Source organism: Mucilaginibacter mallensis (assembly GCF_900105165.1).
GTDB classification, from domain to species: Bacteria; Bacteroidota; Bacteroidia; order Sphingobacteriales; family Sphingobacteriaceae; genus Mucilaginibacter; species Mucilaginibacter mallensis.
In genome coordinates, this window is the sequence record NZ_LT629740.1 from 2,657,460 (window position 1) to 2,674,450 (window position 16,991).

16 protein-coding genes are annotated in these 16,991 nt (G+C 38.5%); 11 read left to right on the forward strand and 5 right to left on the reverse strand.

Features of this window, described 5'->3' with window-relative positions; genetic code table 11:
• Position 1 precedes the first annotated feature (1 nt).
• The 4 genes from BLU33_RS11030 to BLU33_RS11045 form a co-directional block, all read right to left on the reverse strand.
• Positions 2-340, reverse strand: a complete 339-nt coding sequence (locus tag BLU33_RS11030) for an L-rhamnose mutarotase (RefSeq protein ID WP_091372391.1) — start codon at positions 338-340, stop codon at positions 2-4.
• Positions 337-1,389: an aldo/keto reductase gene (locus BLU33_RS11035; protein ID WP_091372393.1), complete on the reverse strand. Its 1,053-nt coding sequence runs from the start codon at positions 1,387-1,389 to the stop codon at positions 337-339. The genes BLU33_RS11030 and BLU33_RS11035 overlap by 4 nt, the downstream gene beginning before the upstream one ends.
• A gap of 6 nt (positions 1,390-1,395) precedes the next feature.
• Entirely contained in the window at positions 1,396-2,649 is a 1,254-nt protein-coding gene (gene fucP, locus BLU33_RS11040; RefSeq protein ID WP_197684595.1) for an L-fucose:H+ symporter permease, read from the reverse strand.
• Positions 2,650-2,903: 254 nt separating this feature from the next.
• Entirely contained in the window at positions 2,904-4,094 is a 1,191-nt protein-coding gene (locus BLU33_RS11045) for an alginate lyase family protein (protein WP_091372398.1), read from the reverse strand.
• A gap of 659 nt (positions 4,095-4,753) precedes the next feature.
• Between BLU33_RS11045 and BLU33_RS11055 the strand changes: the two genes are divergently transcribed.
• Together BLU33_RS11055 and BLU33_RS11060 are read left to right on the forward strand one after the other, a co-directional pair.
• The gene (locus tag BLU33_RS11055) at positions 4,754-5,809 is read left to right on the forward strand and encodes a sensor histidine kinase (protein WP_091372403.1); all 1,056 of its coding nucleotides are present in this window, start codon (positions 4,754-4,756) and stop codon (positions 5,807-5,809) included.
• 5 nt (positions 5,810-5,814) lie between these two features.
• On the forward strand, positions 5,815-6,546 hold the full coding sequence (locus tag BLU33_RS11060; protein WP_091372405.1) for a LytR/AlgR family response regulator transcription factor: 732 nt from the start codon (positions 5,815-5,817) through the stop codon (positions 6,544-6,546).
• Here the strand turns inward: BLU33_RS11060 and BLU33_RS11065 are convergent.
• Positions 6,481-9,585 (reverse strand): lantibiotic dehydratase, encoded by a 3,105-nt coding sequence (locus BLU33_RS11065; protein ID WP_091372408.1) that lies wholly within the window; start codon positions 9,583-9,585, stop codon positions 6,481-6,483. The genes BLU33_RS11060 and BLU33_RS11065 overlap by 66 nt on opposite strands.
• 295 nt (positions 9,586-9,880) lie before the next feature.
• Here BLU33_RS11065 and BLU33_RS11070 point away from each other — a divergent pair, with 295 nt between their 5' ends.
• The 9 genes from BLU33_RS11070 (at position 9,881) to BLU33_RS11110 (ending at position 16,991) form a co-directional block, all read left to right on the forward strand.
• Positions 9,881-10,969, forward strand: a complete 1,089-nt coding sequence (locus tag BLU33_RS11070) for a glycosyltransferase family 2 protein (RefSeq protein ID WP_091372411.1) — start codon at positions 9,881-9,883, stop codon at positions 10,967-10,969.
• Positions 10,970-11,324: 355 nt separating this feature from the next.
• A complete protein-coding gene (locus BLU33_RS11075; RefSeq protein WP_091372414.1) occupies positions 11,325-11,603 on the forward strand; it encodes a hypothetical protein in 279 nt (92 codons plus the stop codon).
• Between the two features lie 33 nt (positions 11,604-11,636).
• Positions 11,637-11,963: a hypothetical protein gene (locus tag BLU33_RS11080; RefSeq protein ID WP_091372417.1), complete on the forward strand. Its 327-nt coding sequence runs from the start codon at positions 11,637-11,639 to the stop codon at positions 11,961-11,963.
• A gap of 62 nt (positions 11,964-12,025) precedes the next feature.
• Positions 12,026-12,691: a hypothetical protein gene (locus tag BLU33_RS11085; protein ID WP_091372419.1), complete on the forward strand. Its 666-nt coding sequence runs from the start codon at positions 12,026-12,028 to the stop codon at positions 12,689-12,691.
• Positions 12,692-12,705: 14 nt separating this feature from the next.
• Positions 12,706-13,725 (forward strand): hypothetical protein, encoded by a 1,020-nt coding sequence (locus BLU33_RS11090; RefSeq protein ID WP_091372421.1) that lies wholly within the window; start codon positions 12,706-12,708, stop codon positions 13,723-13,725.
• Between the two features lie 2 nt (positions 13,726-13,727).
• On the forward strand, positions 13,728-14,084 hold the full coding sequence (locus BLU33_RS11095) for a hypothetical protein (protein WP_091372424.1): 357 nt from the start codon (positions 13,728-13,730) through the stop codon (positions 14,082-14,084).
• A gap of 11 nt (positions 14,085-14,095) precedes the next feature.
• Entirely contained in the window at positions 14,096-14,926 is an 831-nt protein-coding gene (locus tag BLU33_RS11100) for a phytanoyl-CoA dioxygenase family protein (RefSeq protein ID WP_091372426.1), read from the forward strand.
• A 6-nt stretch (positions 14,927-14,932) separates the two neighbouring features.
• Positions 14,933-15,826, forward strand: a complete 894-nt coding sequence (locus BLU33_RS11105; RefSeq protein ID WP_091372429.1) for a phytanoyl-CoA dioxygenase family protein — start codon at positions 14,933-14,935, stop codon at positions 15,824-15,826.
• 4 nt (positions 15,827-15,830) lie between these two features.
• Positions 15,831-16,991 carry a prenyltransferase/squalene oxidase repeat-containing protein gene (locus tag BLU33_RS11110; protein ID WP_091372431.1) on the forward strand — a complete coding sequence of 387 codons (1,161 nt, stop codon included), beginning with the start codon at positions 15,831-15,833 and terminating at the stop codon, positions 16,989-16,991.

The window sequence follows — 16,991 nt, forward strand, 5'->3', positions numbered from 1 at the left end:
GTCAGCCTAATCGAAATATTTTATCCATTAATACCCATTTCTCACCTGGTTCAGCCCATGGTAAAGGCTGTTGAAACTTCCACATCAACTCTTCCCATTCCTGCACTTTTGTGTTATCGGTATCCATCGCCGTTTTTATATCAAAATCAAAATCATCAGCAGTATCCATTATCATAAACAGGCGATTACCTGTTCTGTATATTTGCATACTAACAATACCGGCATCCTTAATACTTTCTGTGATCTCGGGCCATATATTTTCTTTTTTGTGCCAATGCTCGTATTCTGCAATTAATGCAGGATCGTCTACCAGGTCAAGTGCTAAACAGTATCTCTTCATGACAGGATGTTGGTATATTCTAAACAGTTTTTATCTATCAATTCATTGCTGATCATTTCTTCCCAGAATGCTTTTGGCACCGCTACCTCTGCCATTGCTATATTATCTTTTACTCTTTTAGGATTAGTAGTACTCAGTGCAATGCTTTTTACCCCAGGCACCATTAATGCAAATTGCACACAAGCTTCAGCCGGTTTTATATTGAATTTACCACATAGTTTAAAAAAGTCGTCCCGCCATTTGATTAATGTTTTGTGTTGAGGCGCATTTGCGTCAATAAGTTTATAGTCGAAATAATCACCGCCAATTAAATAACCGGAATGGAACACGGCAGAATTGATGATCTGCACACCATCATCTTCCAACCTTTTCATAAAATCAAGCAAAGGTTTTGGGTGGTTTTTAATGGTCATACTATTGGCAATCATCACCCAATCCAAATCTACATCCTCGTAAACACGGGCTATTGATCGCCAATCTTTGGCCCCTACGCCTATCGCTTTAGCCTTGCCATCACGTTTTAATGTTTCAAGCGCGCGGTATGCATCTAAAATATCGTTATATAATTTTTCATCCTCACTTGCCGACGTCGCTTTAGCCAGGTACTCATCCGGATCATGTACCGATACCATTTGCGGAATATATCCGTTCAGCAATTCATTCCCCTGTTCAAAACATTCAATAATACCATCGTAACTGATGTGTTGCTCAGCATCATATTTTAGATCGCGCCAAACACCGGGCTCAAAAGTTGGCTCAGGTGTTTTAAGCTCTGTACGTATCCATCCTAATTTATTACTGATGATCACATCGTCCGGGTCGACATTTAAAGCTTTTAAACATTTACCCAATGATTCAAGCGCTAAGCCTGCCCCATATTTACCAGCCGAATCAAAGATCAGCTTACCCTGAGTATGGGCAATACACTCTTTTACTATCTCTTGTTTAACATCATCATTTAAGGCTACAAACAAGTTGCCTAAGCCACTGGTACCAAAAATTACCGGTGACATATCCAAAGCATATGGTTTGAAATTTTTATCGGGCATATATATTTAATGAATAGATAATACTTTTGTTTCTGCAGATATTTCTTCTGCATGTTCATTGGGTATTTTTGAACCTCTAAACGCATAATAAGCAATATACAGGTAACATATTAATGGTATTACCATGGCAACAGCCATACTTTTTGCCGACTCAGCGATCAAGCCCATTATTGGCGGGAAGAATGCGCCACCAACAATAGCCATCACCATTATTGAGCCGCCAATTTTAGCGTTATTACCCAGGCTACGAATACTGAGGGCAAAGTTTGTAGGGTACATTAATGACATAAAGAAGCTGGTGAAAAATATGGCCCAAACCCCTACAACACCCGGAAATAATATAGCAATAACAACCAGGGCTATATTTATCACTCCATAAATCCCCATTAACTTACCGGGTGATACATAGCGCATGATATAGGTAGCCGAAAATCTGCCGAGACCAAATGCTACCAGTGTTCCGGTTAAAAAGTACCCTGCTATTTTCTCGGGCTCACCTGTATAATCCTGAACATATTGAATAAAGAAACTCCAGGTGCAGGTTTGTGCCCCGCAGTAAAAGAATTGTGAAAGTACCCCTTTATAAAAATGAGGGTATTTTAATAGCTCTTTTGCATTGGCAGGGGCTTGTGTTTCCTCTTTTAACTCGTCAGTACCTTTGGGGAATTTGGTAAACATCAGCAAAATGCTCCATAACACGGCAAATGCTGCTAATACCAGGTAAGGAGTAACAACCCGCATAGTTTCCTGTTTCAGATAATGCTGATACTCGCCCGATAATTTCATGACTGCAATTTTTACCGGGTTATGCTCAATACCTGAAAGTATAAATATGGTACCTATAAGTACTCCTAAAACCGCACCTATAGGATTAAAAGCCTGCGAAAAATTAAGCCTGCGCTCGGCAGATTGAGAACTGCCCAGTTTTACAATAAATATATTGGCCCCGGTTTCTAAAAAAGTTAAGCCTGATGCTATAACAAATAAGGCAAACAGGAACAAACCATATTTACCGGCGATGGCTGCTGGCCAAAACAAGCAGCATCCTAATGCAAAAAGTAATAAGCCCGCAATAAGCCCTGTTTTATAAGAATACTTTTTCATGATAAGCCCCGAAGGCACTGCCAAAAAGAAATAGCCCATATAAAATGCCGATTGAATCAGACCTGCCTGGGTACGGCTTAGTTCAAAAGATTTCATGAACTGTTTTATCAAAATATCGTTCATGTTATTGGGTATACCCCAAATTAAAAATAACATGGTAACCAGTGAAAATGATACTATGCTTCTCGCTGGTATAAAACCAAAGATTTCGCGGTCTTTTGACAACACTTCAGACATGGGGGGAAAACGGTTAATTGGTAAAAATTGATACAACCCAAAGTAAGTTACTATTTCCTTTATTCAGTTATGAAATATTAACTATTTATTGAATTATCTGACCATAAACAACCAAAATATAAATATCGCCCATTAAATAAGGCATGAGATCAATTTTATCAGGAGCATTTAAATTATAGCCATATCAATGGGTTACGGATAGGCAGGTTTCTGATCACTTCTTCTACCCGGGGATCATGATCAAGCTTTTCCCAAGTCAGTAACCAGGCTTTTTGATCATAAGCATTGGCACCAAATAAAAGGAATGGCTGTGCTACCGGCCAATTATCCCAATACATCACATCCGGTTTTAACGTCCACTTGCTTTTATCTGCCACAAAAGGATATAAATAATTAATGCCTTTTTTTATTGATTTACCGTCTGGTGTTTCAAAAACCCATAAATTATCCTCTGGGGTTGATAAGATCTGGCAAAGAGTGGCCATTGCATCTAAATTAAAAATAGAATAGCCATAAGGCTTAGTACGTGCTATTTCCAAAGGAAAACTTCCGTCTGCAGCCATTTGATTTGGCAGTAAAATGGTTTTGTACCTCACACGCATGGAGTCAAGTATTACCTGGTTATTGCAAAGCCTCGCAAATGATGCCACCTGCATAGCCCAGCAGGTTGAATGGTTGTTTGTAGTTAATTTTTCCTGAATACCAGGCTTGCTGGTCATCAACCAATTAGTATAGGCTGCAAACCATTTCTTTACTCCTGCCGCGGTTTCCGGATCCATAGCTTTGGCGTTTTCCATTACTATTATTCCCTGAGCAACCTCCATTAAATGAATGGTATCAATTATACCATAATTACGACCAGTGTATTTACCTTTTACAGCCTGGGCAAATAACAGATTGGGGTTCATTAGCGTTTCAGGGTCAATAAACCATGCTTTAAGATGAATAACTGCCTGTTTTACATATTTTTCGTCACCGGTTATTTTGTAAGCTGACGCCAAAGCACCAATAATCCTGCTAAAGCGGATCATCGCTTTTCTGTGCTCAACAAAATTGTCAGGATTGGTCATGCCGTCCCTATCTATATACGGCCCGCCAGGGTTTTTAGGATCAGGCCAAAAATAATCGGCCTCTGAAAAGAAATCATGCTTTCCGCCCGCGCTTCTTGAACAAAAGAATGCAGTTACAGTAACCGGCTCTTGCTTCATCGCCCAATCGGCTTCGGCCAAAATATGTTGTTTAAGTGTTGCCTCGGCAGCCTTTTCTATTGCGGACTTCTCTGGCAATGATTGCTTAAATGAAAAAGCATTCTGACTGAACCAAAAAACAATAATTAACAATGTTTGAGCCGTGGTTTTTTTCATAAATAAACGTTTTATTAGGTCCTAAACAAATGTAGGTAATGTAATTTCTTTTAAAACAAAAAGCCTCAATCTTTCGATTAGAGGCTTTTTGTAAGACTACATCCTATGATTATACTAATTTGGTTTAGGCATAGCATAATTATTCAGAATATACCTGTTCATTAATGAAGAGGCAGCCTGAAGCAAGATGTAATAAGGTTTAGGTAAAAACGAGATCAGTTATATATTAATGGCCTTAGAACATCATAGCGTTATTATTAATAACATACAATCGCCCTATTTGTATTGTCTTACATTACACATTTAACAACATGTGCGTAACCGTGACAGTAGTGATCGTTGTTGGATCTCCAACATGGTTATCAACGTTAAACGAATACTTTTTGAATCCGTAAACTTGCTTAGTTTTAAGCTTTTTGAGTTTTTGTCCGGTGGCTTTCATGTCTGATAGTTTAATTTGGCGAGAAGGTATGAAAGTCACTTCGCTTCAAAAAAGTTATTACACCAACTGCATTATTGTATATACCAATTACAATATTAGATTCATGTTTTTTTAGATCCTGATTAGGTATCACTGAAAAACTTATTGTGGCCAGCATAATCAATTCATTTATATAAATAACTACTTTTGAAGTCACCTAAAGCCTTCACGGGTATTAATGAAAACACTAAAACTTGAGAATTTAAAATTGCACGTTATTTTCTGGGCGATATTTATTGTCTATGAATTGGCCGTAAGTTTTTCCTTTGGAGGAAAGTTTACAACTTTCCCCGACTATGCCGGCCATTATTTATTAAATATAGGTTTGTTCTATTTCAATGCTCACTTAGTGTTTCCAACAGCTATAAACCGGAAAAGGAAATCCTATTTTATATTGGCATTACTAATAGTAGCTGAACTTGTATTGTATATGATGCTTAAGTTTTTGCTGACAAACTTATTGGTAGGCTTCAACTTCCAAATCAGTAGGTTAATTACAAATACATGGTCGTTTTTTGTAGAGAGTATTTGGCGCGCTATTTATTTTATTGGTTTAAGTACAGGTTACTGGTTTGCTTTGTCAACTATACAGGATCGAAAAACTATAGATAACCTGGAAAACATAAACGTTAGAAATGAACTGCAAAATCAGATCCTGGAAAAAACATTGCTGAGTACAGAAAACGCATATCTCAGATCACAAATAAATCCGCATTTTCTGTTAAATACTTTAAATTTTTTATACAATTCTGTTTCAAAACTTTCGGAGGAAACTGCTGATAGTATATTGTTATTATCAGATATAATGCGCTATGCGTTGACTAATGCTGATGAAGATGGCAAAGTAAAACTAGAATCGGAGGTTGAACATATCAACAGCTTTATTAAATTAAACCAGGCAAGATTTAGTCAAAGGCTTAATATTGATTTTCGGATAGAAGGTAATCCCGATGGTTTAAGGATCATTCCCCTGGTGCTGATCACACTTGCTGAAAACGTTTTAAAATACGGAGATCTGCTAGCTGATGAATACCCTGCAAAAATATTTGTATTAATTGAGGGATATAATTTAACTTTTATAACTCAAAACCGTAAACGGAAAACAGTTCATGATCATGGCTATGGAATTGGAATTAACAACGTAAAAGATCGTTTAGCCATGTACTATAAATATGAATTAACTATTGAAGATAGTGAAACCGAGTATAAATCAATACTGAAAATTGAATTATAACACATATGAATACATGTTATGTAATTGATGATGAGTATCATGCCATTGACACACTTGTTGGGTATATCAATAAATTTCCGGGGTTAAACCTGGTTGGCAGTAATACAAACCCTCTTGAGGCCATCAATGAAATAAGAAATGCGGCGCAGGTTGATATTGTTTTTTTAGATGTTGATATGCCCGAACTTTCTGGATTAGATGTTGCTGACATCATTTCATCATACACTTCGGTAATTTTCACTACTGCCTACCCTAACTATGCCGTACAAGCTTTTGAAAAAAATGGCTCCGATTTTATTTTGAAACCTATTTCATTTGAACGGTTTACCAAATCTGTTACAAAAGTACAAAACCTGCTGCGGTCAAAAAACCTGGCAGACCAGCATCCTGCTAATGAGCACTTCTTTATAAACCCCGGTATTAAGGGCCGGATGATACAATTGAACTACTCGGATATATTATATATTGAGGGCCTAAAAAACTACGTAGTTATTTATACAACCGAGGGTAAGTATATCACCTACTTATCTATGAGAGAGATTGAAAAGGCAATCCCTTTATCAAAATTCATCAGGATACACAAATCCTATATTGTTAATATAGACAGGATAAAATCAATTGATGGTAATAATGTAATACTGGCGCAGTCAAGCGAATTACCTATCGGTATTTCATTTAAAGACAGCTTCATTAGCATGATCAATACTATGACCCTTAGGAGCCGGAGGCAGAACTAAAGGCATTTTACCTTTTCGGGCTTCTACAGATAGATAATACTTGTAAAGTAAATAGTATATAATAAACTCCTGTTTGCGCTGTTTTTCATTAAACAACCTGTTTAAATGCATGTGGATTAAATCTGCAACCAGCTTAGTAAGCTTTTCATCTGTAAGTTGGCCAGTATTGGATCTTAACAGTTCCAGGGCTTTTAAATAATTATTAAACTCTTTCTTGCCGGTAATAACGATAATAGCCTCCCTGTTTGCTTCCATGTTGTTTATAAAAAAAGAGTGTTCCCTGTACTTGTTATCCAATTGAAACTTAACTTGTTTACTATCATCAAATTCATGTTTCATGCTTTCATGTATACATTTAAGCAGCGTTATTCGCCTGGCATTTTCATGAAAGAAAGTCTCAAGCATAGCGTTAACTGATATAATAGCTAAATGTAGTTCGGAATAACCGCCTGGGACTTTAAATATATTTTTAAGATAAGCTAAAATCAGCTCACTGCTAACCTGGAATACCTTTTCAACATATTCAATAGTATACTCGCCGTATCTTTCTATTTCACGTTTATAAGTATCCAGTAATAAATTGTTTACACTTCCTTTTTCAACCTGATGGCGTATCTTCTTCTCAAAATATTTCAGCACTTCTGTACCATCATTCGGATTGATCTGAACCCGTACTCTTAAATGATTATCAGGATCAGCATACCGTATAAAATACCAGTTTTTTAAAATATGCTGCTTTTTTAGCCAGGTTACCAAACTCTTAATATTTTTCGTCAGGAGGTTATTTGATATAGCAGGATGGCAGTATAATTTAAGATAGATCCATTCATCGCCCGGCAGATAAACACGTTTAATTTTATTGCTTTTTCGTTGTAAAGGCGCTAAAGTATTCTGATAATAGGCAATATCATTTGAATAAATTGATGCTGCAAACTGGCCTATCAATGGCTTACCGGTTTGATCCCCGACAAAAGTCGACTGATCCAGGAAAACTTCCTGCAATACAACCGAACTCTTATTCTTTATCACCGTTATAAACATGATTATTGATTCAGCATTATCCCGATCAAATATTAATTGATTATCACCCTCAGTAAGTGCAAAGAATTTTTGGAGCCTGATTTTTTCACTCAATTTTTGAAAACTGCCCTTTGTATCATTCCCTCCTACTATTTCGGTAATTTCTTCATTTCCCAAAATCCAGGTTGATGGAAAAAGGATACAATTTTTGTATTCAACCCTGGGATAAAAATTAAGACCGGGAAGCAAAGATTTAAGATCAAGGTTGAAATTGGATTTTAGGCCCTGATGCTGCAGATCACATAAAAACCGGAATATAGAAAGTTCGCTTCTACTATAATTATAGGCGGAACTTAATCTTGGTACGATGATCCTGTTTAACTTTTTTGATCTTAAAATAATATCATCATCCACTACCGAAACAGTAATATCAGAAAGATTGATGATATTTTCTCTGCTTAGAGTGGAGTGCACCCCTATCGGAATCTCATACGCTCTTATTCCTGCACTCGAATTAATATTTGCTGCATGTTCATCATTAAAACAAGATATTTCGGCAAAAACAACCTCCTTGTTGATTTTCTCTTCCATCGAAACCACATAACGGGCTTCTTCCAACACTCGTTCACTAAATAAGGTAAACCTGCCTAATATGGCGGCCGAAGTGCAGCCACCAGCTTGTTCCATCCAGATTTTATTATCAAATATTCTAAATAACACTGAAAAACTTGGCGGGCACTTTAACTCTGATTGCGTTTGAATTTTTTCCAGGTCTCTGTCAGAAATTAAGATGTAGTCCTCATTCTTATTTTTGGAGAGCTTCGATAAAAAGAACTCATGAACAGGTGTCCAGCTAAAATTCAAACTGTTTGATTGCAGATCCAGCTGGATCCCATCTAATAGTTCACTTGTGGCTAAATTGGCTTCCAGCCCCTCATATCCTATCCCCGACTCACGATCAAGTGCAAGAAGTATAGGAATTTCCTGATCCTCAAACCTGGCCTTAAATTTACTTTTAAAATTAACAAGTGATTTTGTTACGCCACCGAAGGTTAATTTATTCAGGCAGTTTAAGCCATCTTTTATATAGTCCTGATATTTTCTGTCGATTAAGGATTGTGACATCCTTTCATAACCAACATAAAACATGGACTTTAGCTTCTTCTCGGGGTGCAGATATAAACTATTTTGTGTAAGATGTTTAATATTCACATCACTTTCCTGTTTAATACTGCTGATTAATTTTTCATAGGCTAATATATCTTCAGTGAATTTGTTTTTTGTATTTCTGGCTGCGATACTTGCCAGCCTGTTAAAATACTTTTCCCCAATCATATTAGGATACAATTCGGATACCAACAAACCCGCTTCAACCAGGTCGGCAATATAATTCACGGCATCATCTTTATCATCTATCAAATTATCAAGCCACGTAATTAATTCTATTTTAGTTTTCCCATCCTTACAAAAGCTCATTAGTTTATTCAATAGCCTGTCTGCCTTATAGGATGAAATCAGAAAATCAGTTTTCTCCTGATCTAAATCAAAAGCACTTGTTAAATACCGTTTCTCGTCCTTTATAGTGTAAATAGCATTATTTGAATAATATTTCACATTGCTGAACCCGGCTGATTTTTCCATCTTTTTCGCTATGTTAACAGTGAACTGAAAATCAGGGTTAACATAAATATGCTTCTCATTATCCAAAACACAAGGTCCTGTGTTTTTAGAATCGCTCCAGTTATGTGAGCTGAATGCCGAAAACATGCCAAATGGTGTTGGCCGATAACACATCCTGTTAAAATATTTTTGCAGGCTGAGTTTTACCTTTTTATCCAAGGACTGGTAATTAAAGTTACAACGACTTAATTCCATATAAAGGCTTTCACTTGCAAAAAATATTGCCGCCTGAAAAAACTGCGAGTTAAGCATCTCTTCCAGCATGGATGAATTATAATCATCATAACTTAAGGCAGGTGTTCTTAAGAACAGGTATGGACTAAAACAAACGTTAAGCATACATTTAAGGGTTTAAGTAATAGCAAAATCAATTAAGGTTAATAAACATCTGCCTGGGAGCTATCCCAAACAGCTAATTAAAAAAGGCAGTATAAAACAGGAAGCAATTAGTTTAATTGGTATGAGCAGACAACAATACAAAGGCTTTTGCAGCACTAAATTAATAGAAATTGTAAAATAAAATTCAACTAAAGTTGGGAGGAAAACATCAATTATTGGGATTCTTTGTTGATCAATACTAAAACTTTTATGTTAATTAGTAATTAAAACCTTACACCTCCTTAATTCAACCACAATGCCAGCTATAGGTAAAATACAAAACGAGTTTATACATACTTTTAACGAGGTGGTTTATGACGATTGTATTAACCATAAAACCAATAATTTTCACTTAAAAATTACAGGTGAAGAGAATGGTCAGCATTTGCATATAACATCATATACACAAAACCCCGAACAAGGCTTTTGCGAGGGTGGTGCTTTTATACAAAAATTTGCGCCTTGTAGTATAGATCTCAGTTCCTATTCACAATCTGATGAACCTGTTATTTCGTGTATTATATTATTAACTTTTAACTGCTTTTTTGTTCGGCATTTTCTTATCCCATCAATAATTGCCAATACTACTATACCTTATGAAATTATAATAGTTTATAATGGTATTGCAACTGACTTAACGGTATTTGAAAATTTCAATTTAATTAAATCGGAAACAGGCTGTGTTTCTAAGGCATATAACAAAGGTGTTGCTACTGCAAAGGGTAAATTCATAGCAATTTTCCATGATGATTGCCTCATAACATCGCATAGCTGGCACCAACCCATGATAGCTGCTATAAATGACGGAGCATTTGCCACAAGTACCGAAAGTGTATATAATCCCCATTTTAATTTTGAGTTTTTAAAAGGCACCCCATTATTAATGAGCAAAACAAATTATGAACTAATTGGAGGCCATGATGAGTTCTTTTTTGCTGGCATTGAGGATTTGGATTTTTCATATCGCATTCAACGTAGCGGTTATAGTGTTAAAAAAGTAACCGTTCCATACCGGCATTTTAATGGAATGAGCACGGTGATCTTATTAACCGGGGACCCAACATTGATGAGAACATTATTTGGTTATTGCCTGATACCCGAACTTATAATTGAAAAGTGGAAAACCAGGTTTATGAATTCATCTGAAACGCAAGCTATGATGCACGCAGTACATGGTGAAAATCTTAACTATTTTAAAAACAGGCTAGCATTACCAATCAACTCAAATAAGTTAATTAATACAGAAGTGCTAACTATTGAGAAATATCCCACCCTTTATAATATCCGCTCTACTTATCAAAATTGGCTTATACAACAATTTTCATCTGGTAATATTATACCATGAATAAACAGCGGGCTATTACTTCATCTTTATTCTATAAAAAGCAGCTTTAACCTATTTGCAAACTGCCAAAATGCACTATATCAAACATATAGTTAAATGTATCAATTATTAGTATCTGTATTTCTTAAACAAGCTAGTTGTAAGCCCTTACAACTTCAAGCTCTATTATTAATCAATGTGGCAATAGTCTCATTGGTATTGATAAAAGCAGAGTTAGTGTAATAAAGTTATTTCCGGTACTTATAAAAATTAGTTTTAAGTCGTAGTTAATAATGCAACTATTGATTTTGATCATTCTGCCTGCAACCAATTATTAAATATTATAACCTATTTCCTTCACCTAAAAAATAAAACCATGGCAAAAACAAAAAGCTTTAATGGGATTACTCCAGCTATTTGGGAGTGTGTAAAAACTACATCTTTTAAAGAACACGGCACCATTTACGCACCCCCGGGCGCTGCAAGCGGAACGGCCACTACCAACACTCCGGTTGGAGAAGTGCTACTGAATTATGACTATAACGCATCTGCAGACACCGTTAATTACACCATTGTAAAAAAGCCATTTATAGTTGGCGAGGGTACAATTTGGGATGGCATCCAGGATACTATTGACGGTTGCTCCAATTCCTAATTTTCATTTTTTTCATTAATAAAAATAAATCTTATGACTAAAGCATCATCAGGAAAATTAATTTTTTCCAACCCGGCCAACCCGGATTCCGCCTTTACTCCTGAAATGAAAAGCCTCAGTGAAGTAACAGCATTTACAGCCCACACCACAGCCCCTAAATTAAAAAGTGGCGCAACTGCTCCAAAGGTGGCCGTTTACACGGCACCGCCTAATGTAGTTGTATCACCGGGCAACCCGCTTATTATTAGCGGTAGCGGCCCTGTATCTGTACAATTTGGCACAGTAACCATTGAACCGGGCGGGCAAATATTTGTATACACAACTGCTGATATCAGTATTGAAACATTAGTTAAACAATAACTGAATTCAACCTAAAAACTAACGAAAATCAAAAATTATTAAACATTTAAATTATTAATCATATGAGCACTTTAACAGGTGATATTATTATATCCGGAGCCAATGGTTCTGCTGGCCAGCCGGGACAAGGTTTTTCAAACCCCGCCCCAAGTGGTGGTAACGGGGTTAACGCGTCATGCGACTGGGATTCAGTATGTCGCCCAAGCTCAAGTCCGGGCACAGCAGGTAGTAACGGCGCTGATGGCGGCGGCGCAGGTAATGCAGGTAATGGTACCGACTGTCCAACAGCAACTATTAAAATAAACAATCTTCAGGGAACATTATTTGTAACTGCCGCAGCTGGCGACGGCGGAAGCGGCGGCAATGGTGGCGCCGGCCAGGGAGGCGGAAACGGCGGAAACGGCGGCTCGGCTTCAAGTTGCCCTGCAGGTAGTGATTGTAGTAACAGCCCTGGCGGCAATGCCGGCAATGGCGGCAACGGTGGTGCCGGAGGTAATGCGGGTAATGGTGGTTATGGCAGTACCAGCATTATCACCTACCATGGTGGTAATGTAGTTACCTCAACTCCTACTCCTAAGGGTGGCAATGTTGGTGTAGGCGGTGTAGGTGGTTCAGCCGGACAAGCTGGTTCGCCAGGCGGTAGTGCAGGTAGCGGCGGCAAGGCAGGCGCCGGAGGCACAGCCGGTAATAATGGTACTCCTGCTAATATCATTCCTCAACCAGTTTAATACAACAACCAAGCATGCTCGATACTAAACAAAAAGTTATCAATCATATTGAGCAGCTTTCATCCCTTGCTGCAGCACTTAGTAAGGCACCTGCCAAACAGGTGCTGCAGCTCAGAGATGAATTGCTGGCATTACCTGGAGAGGATTACCCGTTTCAACCTGGTGGCCGTTCTGGTTTAAATGCTGATGGCAGCCCGCTGCAGTTTTGCATCAGTTCATCAATTAATGGTTTAAACGGGCGCTTTATCAGTGATCCCGCATGTATCATTGGCTCAACAGGCCAGCGCTATAGCCATAGTTACGATGCGCTCCAAAAACTTTATGAAATAACCGGCTCAACTGCTATTCAGCAAATTTGTGAAGACATGCTCAGCTTCCATTTGCCTGTTGAAAAGGAAACGCTTGATGATTACCCTGATGGTGTACTTTGGTTGGGAGCTTCGCCCGATATGGATGGTATTGCCGTATATATGGACGGGCGCCGTGGTGGTAACGAAGCATCATGGCAAAGACTGAGAGATTGGTTAAACTATCTGATGCCGCAAAATACTGAAGTAGATAATTTTATAGACCATGCAAGCCAGCATGCTGGTATAATGAGCATTGGTTTGGAAGGCAGCAGCATGGAAAACCTGCGGGCTAAGGTCTATTTCCGTTTATCCCACCCGTCAACTTTAAATGACCTGGCTATTCCTTTATTGCTACGTAATGAGTTTTCACTTTTTCTGGATGATGTTGTTGGCGAAAGAGAAATAAGATTATCGGGCCTCGTATTTAACATTGGATTTCACATTGCATCGGGCAAAATGTTTGATGCTAAAATTGATATATGCGGCTGTAATGCTTGTGTTAACCTTAATACCGAATCATGGATGCACGTAATAAAACACACAACATCCCGGTATCTGCTTACCCCATTCCCAATTAGTGCAAAAGTACTTGATGAACAATGCGCCATATCCTATTACGGTATTGGCGTAGATCGGAAGGGAGATGTGAGAATGAACCTATACCTGAAAAATAAAATATTATAAATATGCAACAGAACAATCTTGTACCACGAAACAGGATCGTGCTCTATTACCAGGGCTATTGTAAAAAATGTCAGATATTATCAAAAATGGTTGTATTGATGTCATTCAATTTCATCAAACGTATACCACTTGAAGTAGACGATAGCATTAAATTATTTTTTGATGATTATCCCAAGGCAAAAGGCTACCCTATTCTTTTCCTGGGCAGCAGGCCCGTTTATAATTACTGGGTATTCCCAGCTGTTCCGTTCGCCATTGTGTTATCATGGTTTTACACGGTAAGATCGATGGTTTTATCTGAAAGAGCGGCACCATTGCCTAAGTCTAAAAATCAATATCCACCCTTTTTTCCAAATTAAACATATAACATATGCGACCAATTTTTAATGATCCTGCAATACAGGCGGAATTTGAAGATAAAGGTTATGTAGTAGTTGATTTTTTAACCGCTAAAGAATTAAGCACATTAAAAGAGGCTTATAAAAGTTCTAGAGATCAGCCTATACAAATGGGTTTTTCCACCTCAAATATGAGCATGGACACCAATTACCGGCGTAAGGCATCTGATACTGTCACCATCAGTTTTAACAGGGCCATGAATCATTATTTTGATCGCTGTAAAATATTCTTTGGCATATTCACATCTAAACAACCCGGCCAGGAAAAAAGCTTATGCCCCATGCACCAGGACCCGGCGTATGTAGATGAAAATAATTATACCGGCCTTACCATATGGGTGCCGCTAATAGATGTTGATGAAACCAATGGCGCACTTGAAGTAATTGACAGGAGCCATTTACTAAATGGCTGGCCACGCAGCACACTCCCACGCTTTCCCTATAATGATTTAGTACCCCTATTATTAAAAAAATATTTTAAGCGGATCAATATGAAAGCCGGGCAGGCATACCTGGGCAGTTCAAGGATATTTCACTGGTCGCCACCCAATTTGAGTAATACCGAAAGGGTGGCCGCATTAGCCTGGATGGCAGAAGAAGAAAGCACTATGCGCTGTTATTACCAGGATTACCAGAATCCCGGCGAAACGATGGAGGTGTTTGAGCTTGAACCCAGCCACTATATAGAGAAACCGCTCTTTAGTCGACCGGATGAAAGTAAAGCCGTAAAAATTGGTATTATCCCCTACAAGTATGAAGTGCTTGACGAAATAAAAATTGATGCCCTAATCCATTATGCCTAACAAAATATGGAGACTATCATACAACCATCAGAAGCCCAATTATTGGGCTCACTTAAAAAAAAACGGCAGCTTTTTAGGGATATAAGCTTACAGGAAAGATTTGACCGTGATGGGTATGTGGTGATTGATTTCTTAACCTCTGTTGAAGTTGATTCATTAAACGAGGCTTATGCCAATTTACAGGGTGATTTAGGCACACCTGCATTCGCATCAACCATAATGAGCCGCAATGCCGAATACCGGCTCGAGGTATCGGCGTTAATTGAAAATACTTTCGCACGTGCCATAAATGAAATGTTTCAAGATACCCGTTTTTACTGGGGCAACTTCAACATAAAATATCCGAGCAATAATATGGGGGCCGTTCCACTGCACCAGGATCATTCATTTTTGGATGAGCGCGTTTTTCAAACCTTAGGATTCTGGGTGCCGTTGGTTGATACTACTCCTCAAAATGGCGCTTTGCAAGTTATACCTGGCAGCCATACCCTGTTAAAACAATTACGTTGCGGCGGCCGGCCATTTCCTTATGCCACATCACAGCAAACCTTACTGGAACAATTTGGCAAGCAACTATTAATGCGGGCCGGGCAGGCTTATATTGGCAGTCCTGCACTTTTTCATGCATCACCACCAAATACAAGCGCACAGCCCCGCATTGTAGCCGCAGGACTGGCTGGGCCGATTGAGAGCAGCCTGATATATTGCCATTATCATAAAGTAAATGACATTGGCATGGCCGAAATTTTTGAGGTTGATCATAATTACTACGTTACGGCGCCCTTATTCAGCAAACCTGATATTGGCAGGTACAGGTTAACAGAGATCGCACGGGTTGATAGATCCATGCCGGATATTGAATCAATAATTGAAGCACTCAGCGATTTTTCCAAATCATAAAACAATGTTTGATACAGCATCATCAATACCCGCCACAACATCGTTTTCTAAAACGCCGAAAATAGATCTTCCGGAGATAAAGAATCCCTGGCAAGCTTTAAGTTATAAGGGATTAGAGCACCTGTTACTGGAGTATGCCAATGGTTTTGCAGCTACAAAACATGTAATGCCATTCCCGCGTGAAGTATTTCAGGTAGATAAGGATTTTCAGGAAGGCGATGTATTTCAAAGGGCACTTATACTTGATACGCTACTTGATTTCAACTCAGGCCTGCAAAATCAATTAAATGATATTATTACAGCAGAAGCCAACTATCTTTTTAATGCACGCCGAAAAACCGGTATTGGTGGATGGGCATATTTCCCTGATCTGCGTGAGCTACCACCTGATGCTGATGACCTTGCACAGGTAATGCAGGTATTATTACGGGCACGTTACTCACAAGCCGCTACTCCATACTTTGAACAGGCTCTAAACGTATTACTTAATGATCAGGCCAATGCTGATAATGGATGGGAATCATGGATCATCCCCAAAAACAATCAAACAGAAGAACAGCAGCTACAAACTATTTGGGTTAACAAAGCCTGGGGAACCGGCTCTGATATTGAAGTGGTTGCCAATTTGGTATACGCGCTTATTTTATTTGATAGTAGAAGATTTGCCGCAGCCATTGAGCGTGGTTTAACCTTTTTATTGAACAGCCACAAAAACCGTCATTACTGGGAAAGCACCTGGTATTACGGCGATTATTATGGCACTTATGTAAGCTTACGGGCAATTTGTGCTGCTAACGGCCCTGAAAATACTGTTCAAGGCACTGTTGCCTTTCTTGAAAACAGCAGGCAGCCCGATGGCAGCTGGACAGAGCGGCAGGAAAGCAACCCATTACAAACCGCATTGGCATTACTTGCATTAAGTATCGGCAAAAAACATCTCGGCCTCACAATTGATGAACAATGGCTGCAAAGCAGCCTAAATTACCTGCAACAAACCTGCGATGCAAATGGCAACTGGCCATCAAGCCCATTTATACGGATGCCGATGGGCCGGCCGATGGGGTTTGTACATACCATACTAACCTATGAAAGCGCTGCCATAACCAGCAATTATGTGGCAAAGGCGTGCAATCACCTATGCCAAAATCATATCAACCAAAACTAA

Coding starts and splice junctions, on each gene's coding strand:
- BLU33_RS11065 (WP_091372408.1), bottom strand. CDS start 9,585: ATGCTTAACGTTTGTTTTAGTCCATACCTGTTCTTAAGAACACCTGCC.
- fucP (WP_197684595.1), bottom strand. CDS start 2,649: ATGTTATTTTTAATTTGGGGTATACCCAATAACATGAACGATATTTTG.
- BLU33_RS11035 (WP_091372393.1), bottom strand. CDS start 1,389: ATGCCCGATAAAAATTTCAAACCATATGCTTTGGATATGTCACCGGTA.
- BLU33_RS11060 (WP_091372405.1), top strand. CDS start 5,815: ATGAATACATGTTATGTAATTGATGATGAGTATCATGCCATTGACACA.
- BLU33_RS11090 (WP_091372421.1), top strand. CDS start 12,706: ATGCTCGATACTAAACAAAAAGTTATCAATCATATTGAGCAGCTTTCA.
- BLU33_RS11105 (WP_091372429.1), top strand. CDS start 14,933: ATGGAGACTATCATACAACCATCAGAAGCCCAATTATTGGGCTCACTT.
- BLU33_RS11095 (WP_091372424.1), top strand. CDS start 13,728: ATGCAACAGAACAATCTTGTACCACGAAACAGGATCGTGCTCTATTAC.
- BLU33_RS11075 (WP_091372414.1), top strand. CDS start 11,325: ATGGCAAAAACAAAAAGCTTTAATGGGATTACTCCAGCTATTTGGGAG.
- BLU33_RS11085 (WP_091372419.1), top strand. CDS start 12,026: ATGAGCACTTTAACAGGTGATATTATTATATCCGGAGCCAATGGTTCT.
- BLU33_RS11055 (WP_091372403.1), top strand. CDS start 4,754: ATGAAAACACTAAAACTTGAGAATTTAAAATTGCACGTTATTTTCTGG.
- BLU33_RS11110 (WP_091372431.1), top strand. CDS start 15,831: ATGTTTGATACAGCATCATCAATACCCGCCACAACATCGTTTTCTAAA.
- BLU33_RS11045 (WP_091372398.1), bottom strand. CDS start 4,094: ATGAAAAAAACCACGGCTCAAACATTGTTAATTATTGTTTTTTGGTTC.
- BLU33_RS11080 (WP_091372417.1), top strand. CDS start 11,637: ATGACTAAAGCATCATCAGGAAAATTAATTTTTTCCAACCCGGCCAAC.
- BLU33_RS11030 (WP_091372391.1), bottom strand. CDS start 340: ATGAAGAGATACTGTTTAGCACTTGACCTGGTAGACGATCCTGCATTA.
- BLU33_RS11070 (WP_091372411.1), top strand. CDS start 9,881: ATGCCAGCTATAGGTAAAATACAAAACGAGTTTATACATACTTTTAAC.
- BLU33_RS11100 (WP_091372426.1), top strand. CDS start 14,096: ATGCGACCAATTTTTAATGATCCTGCAATACAGGCGGAATTTGAAGAT.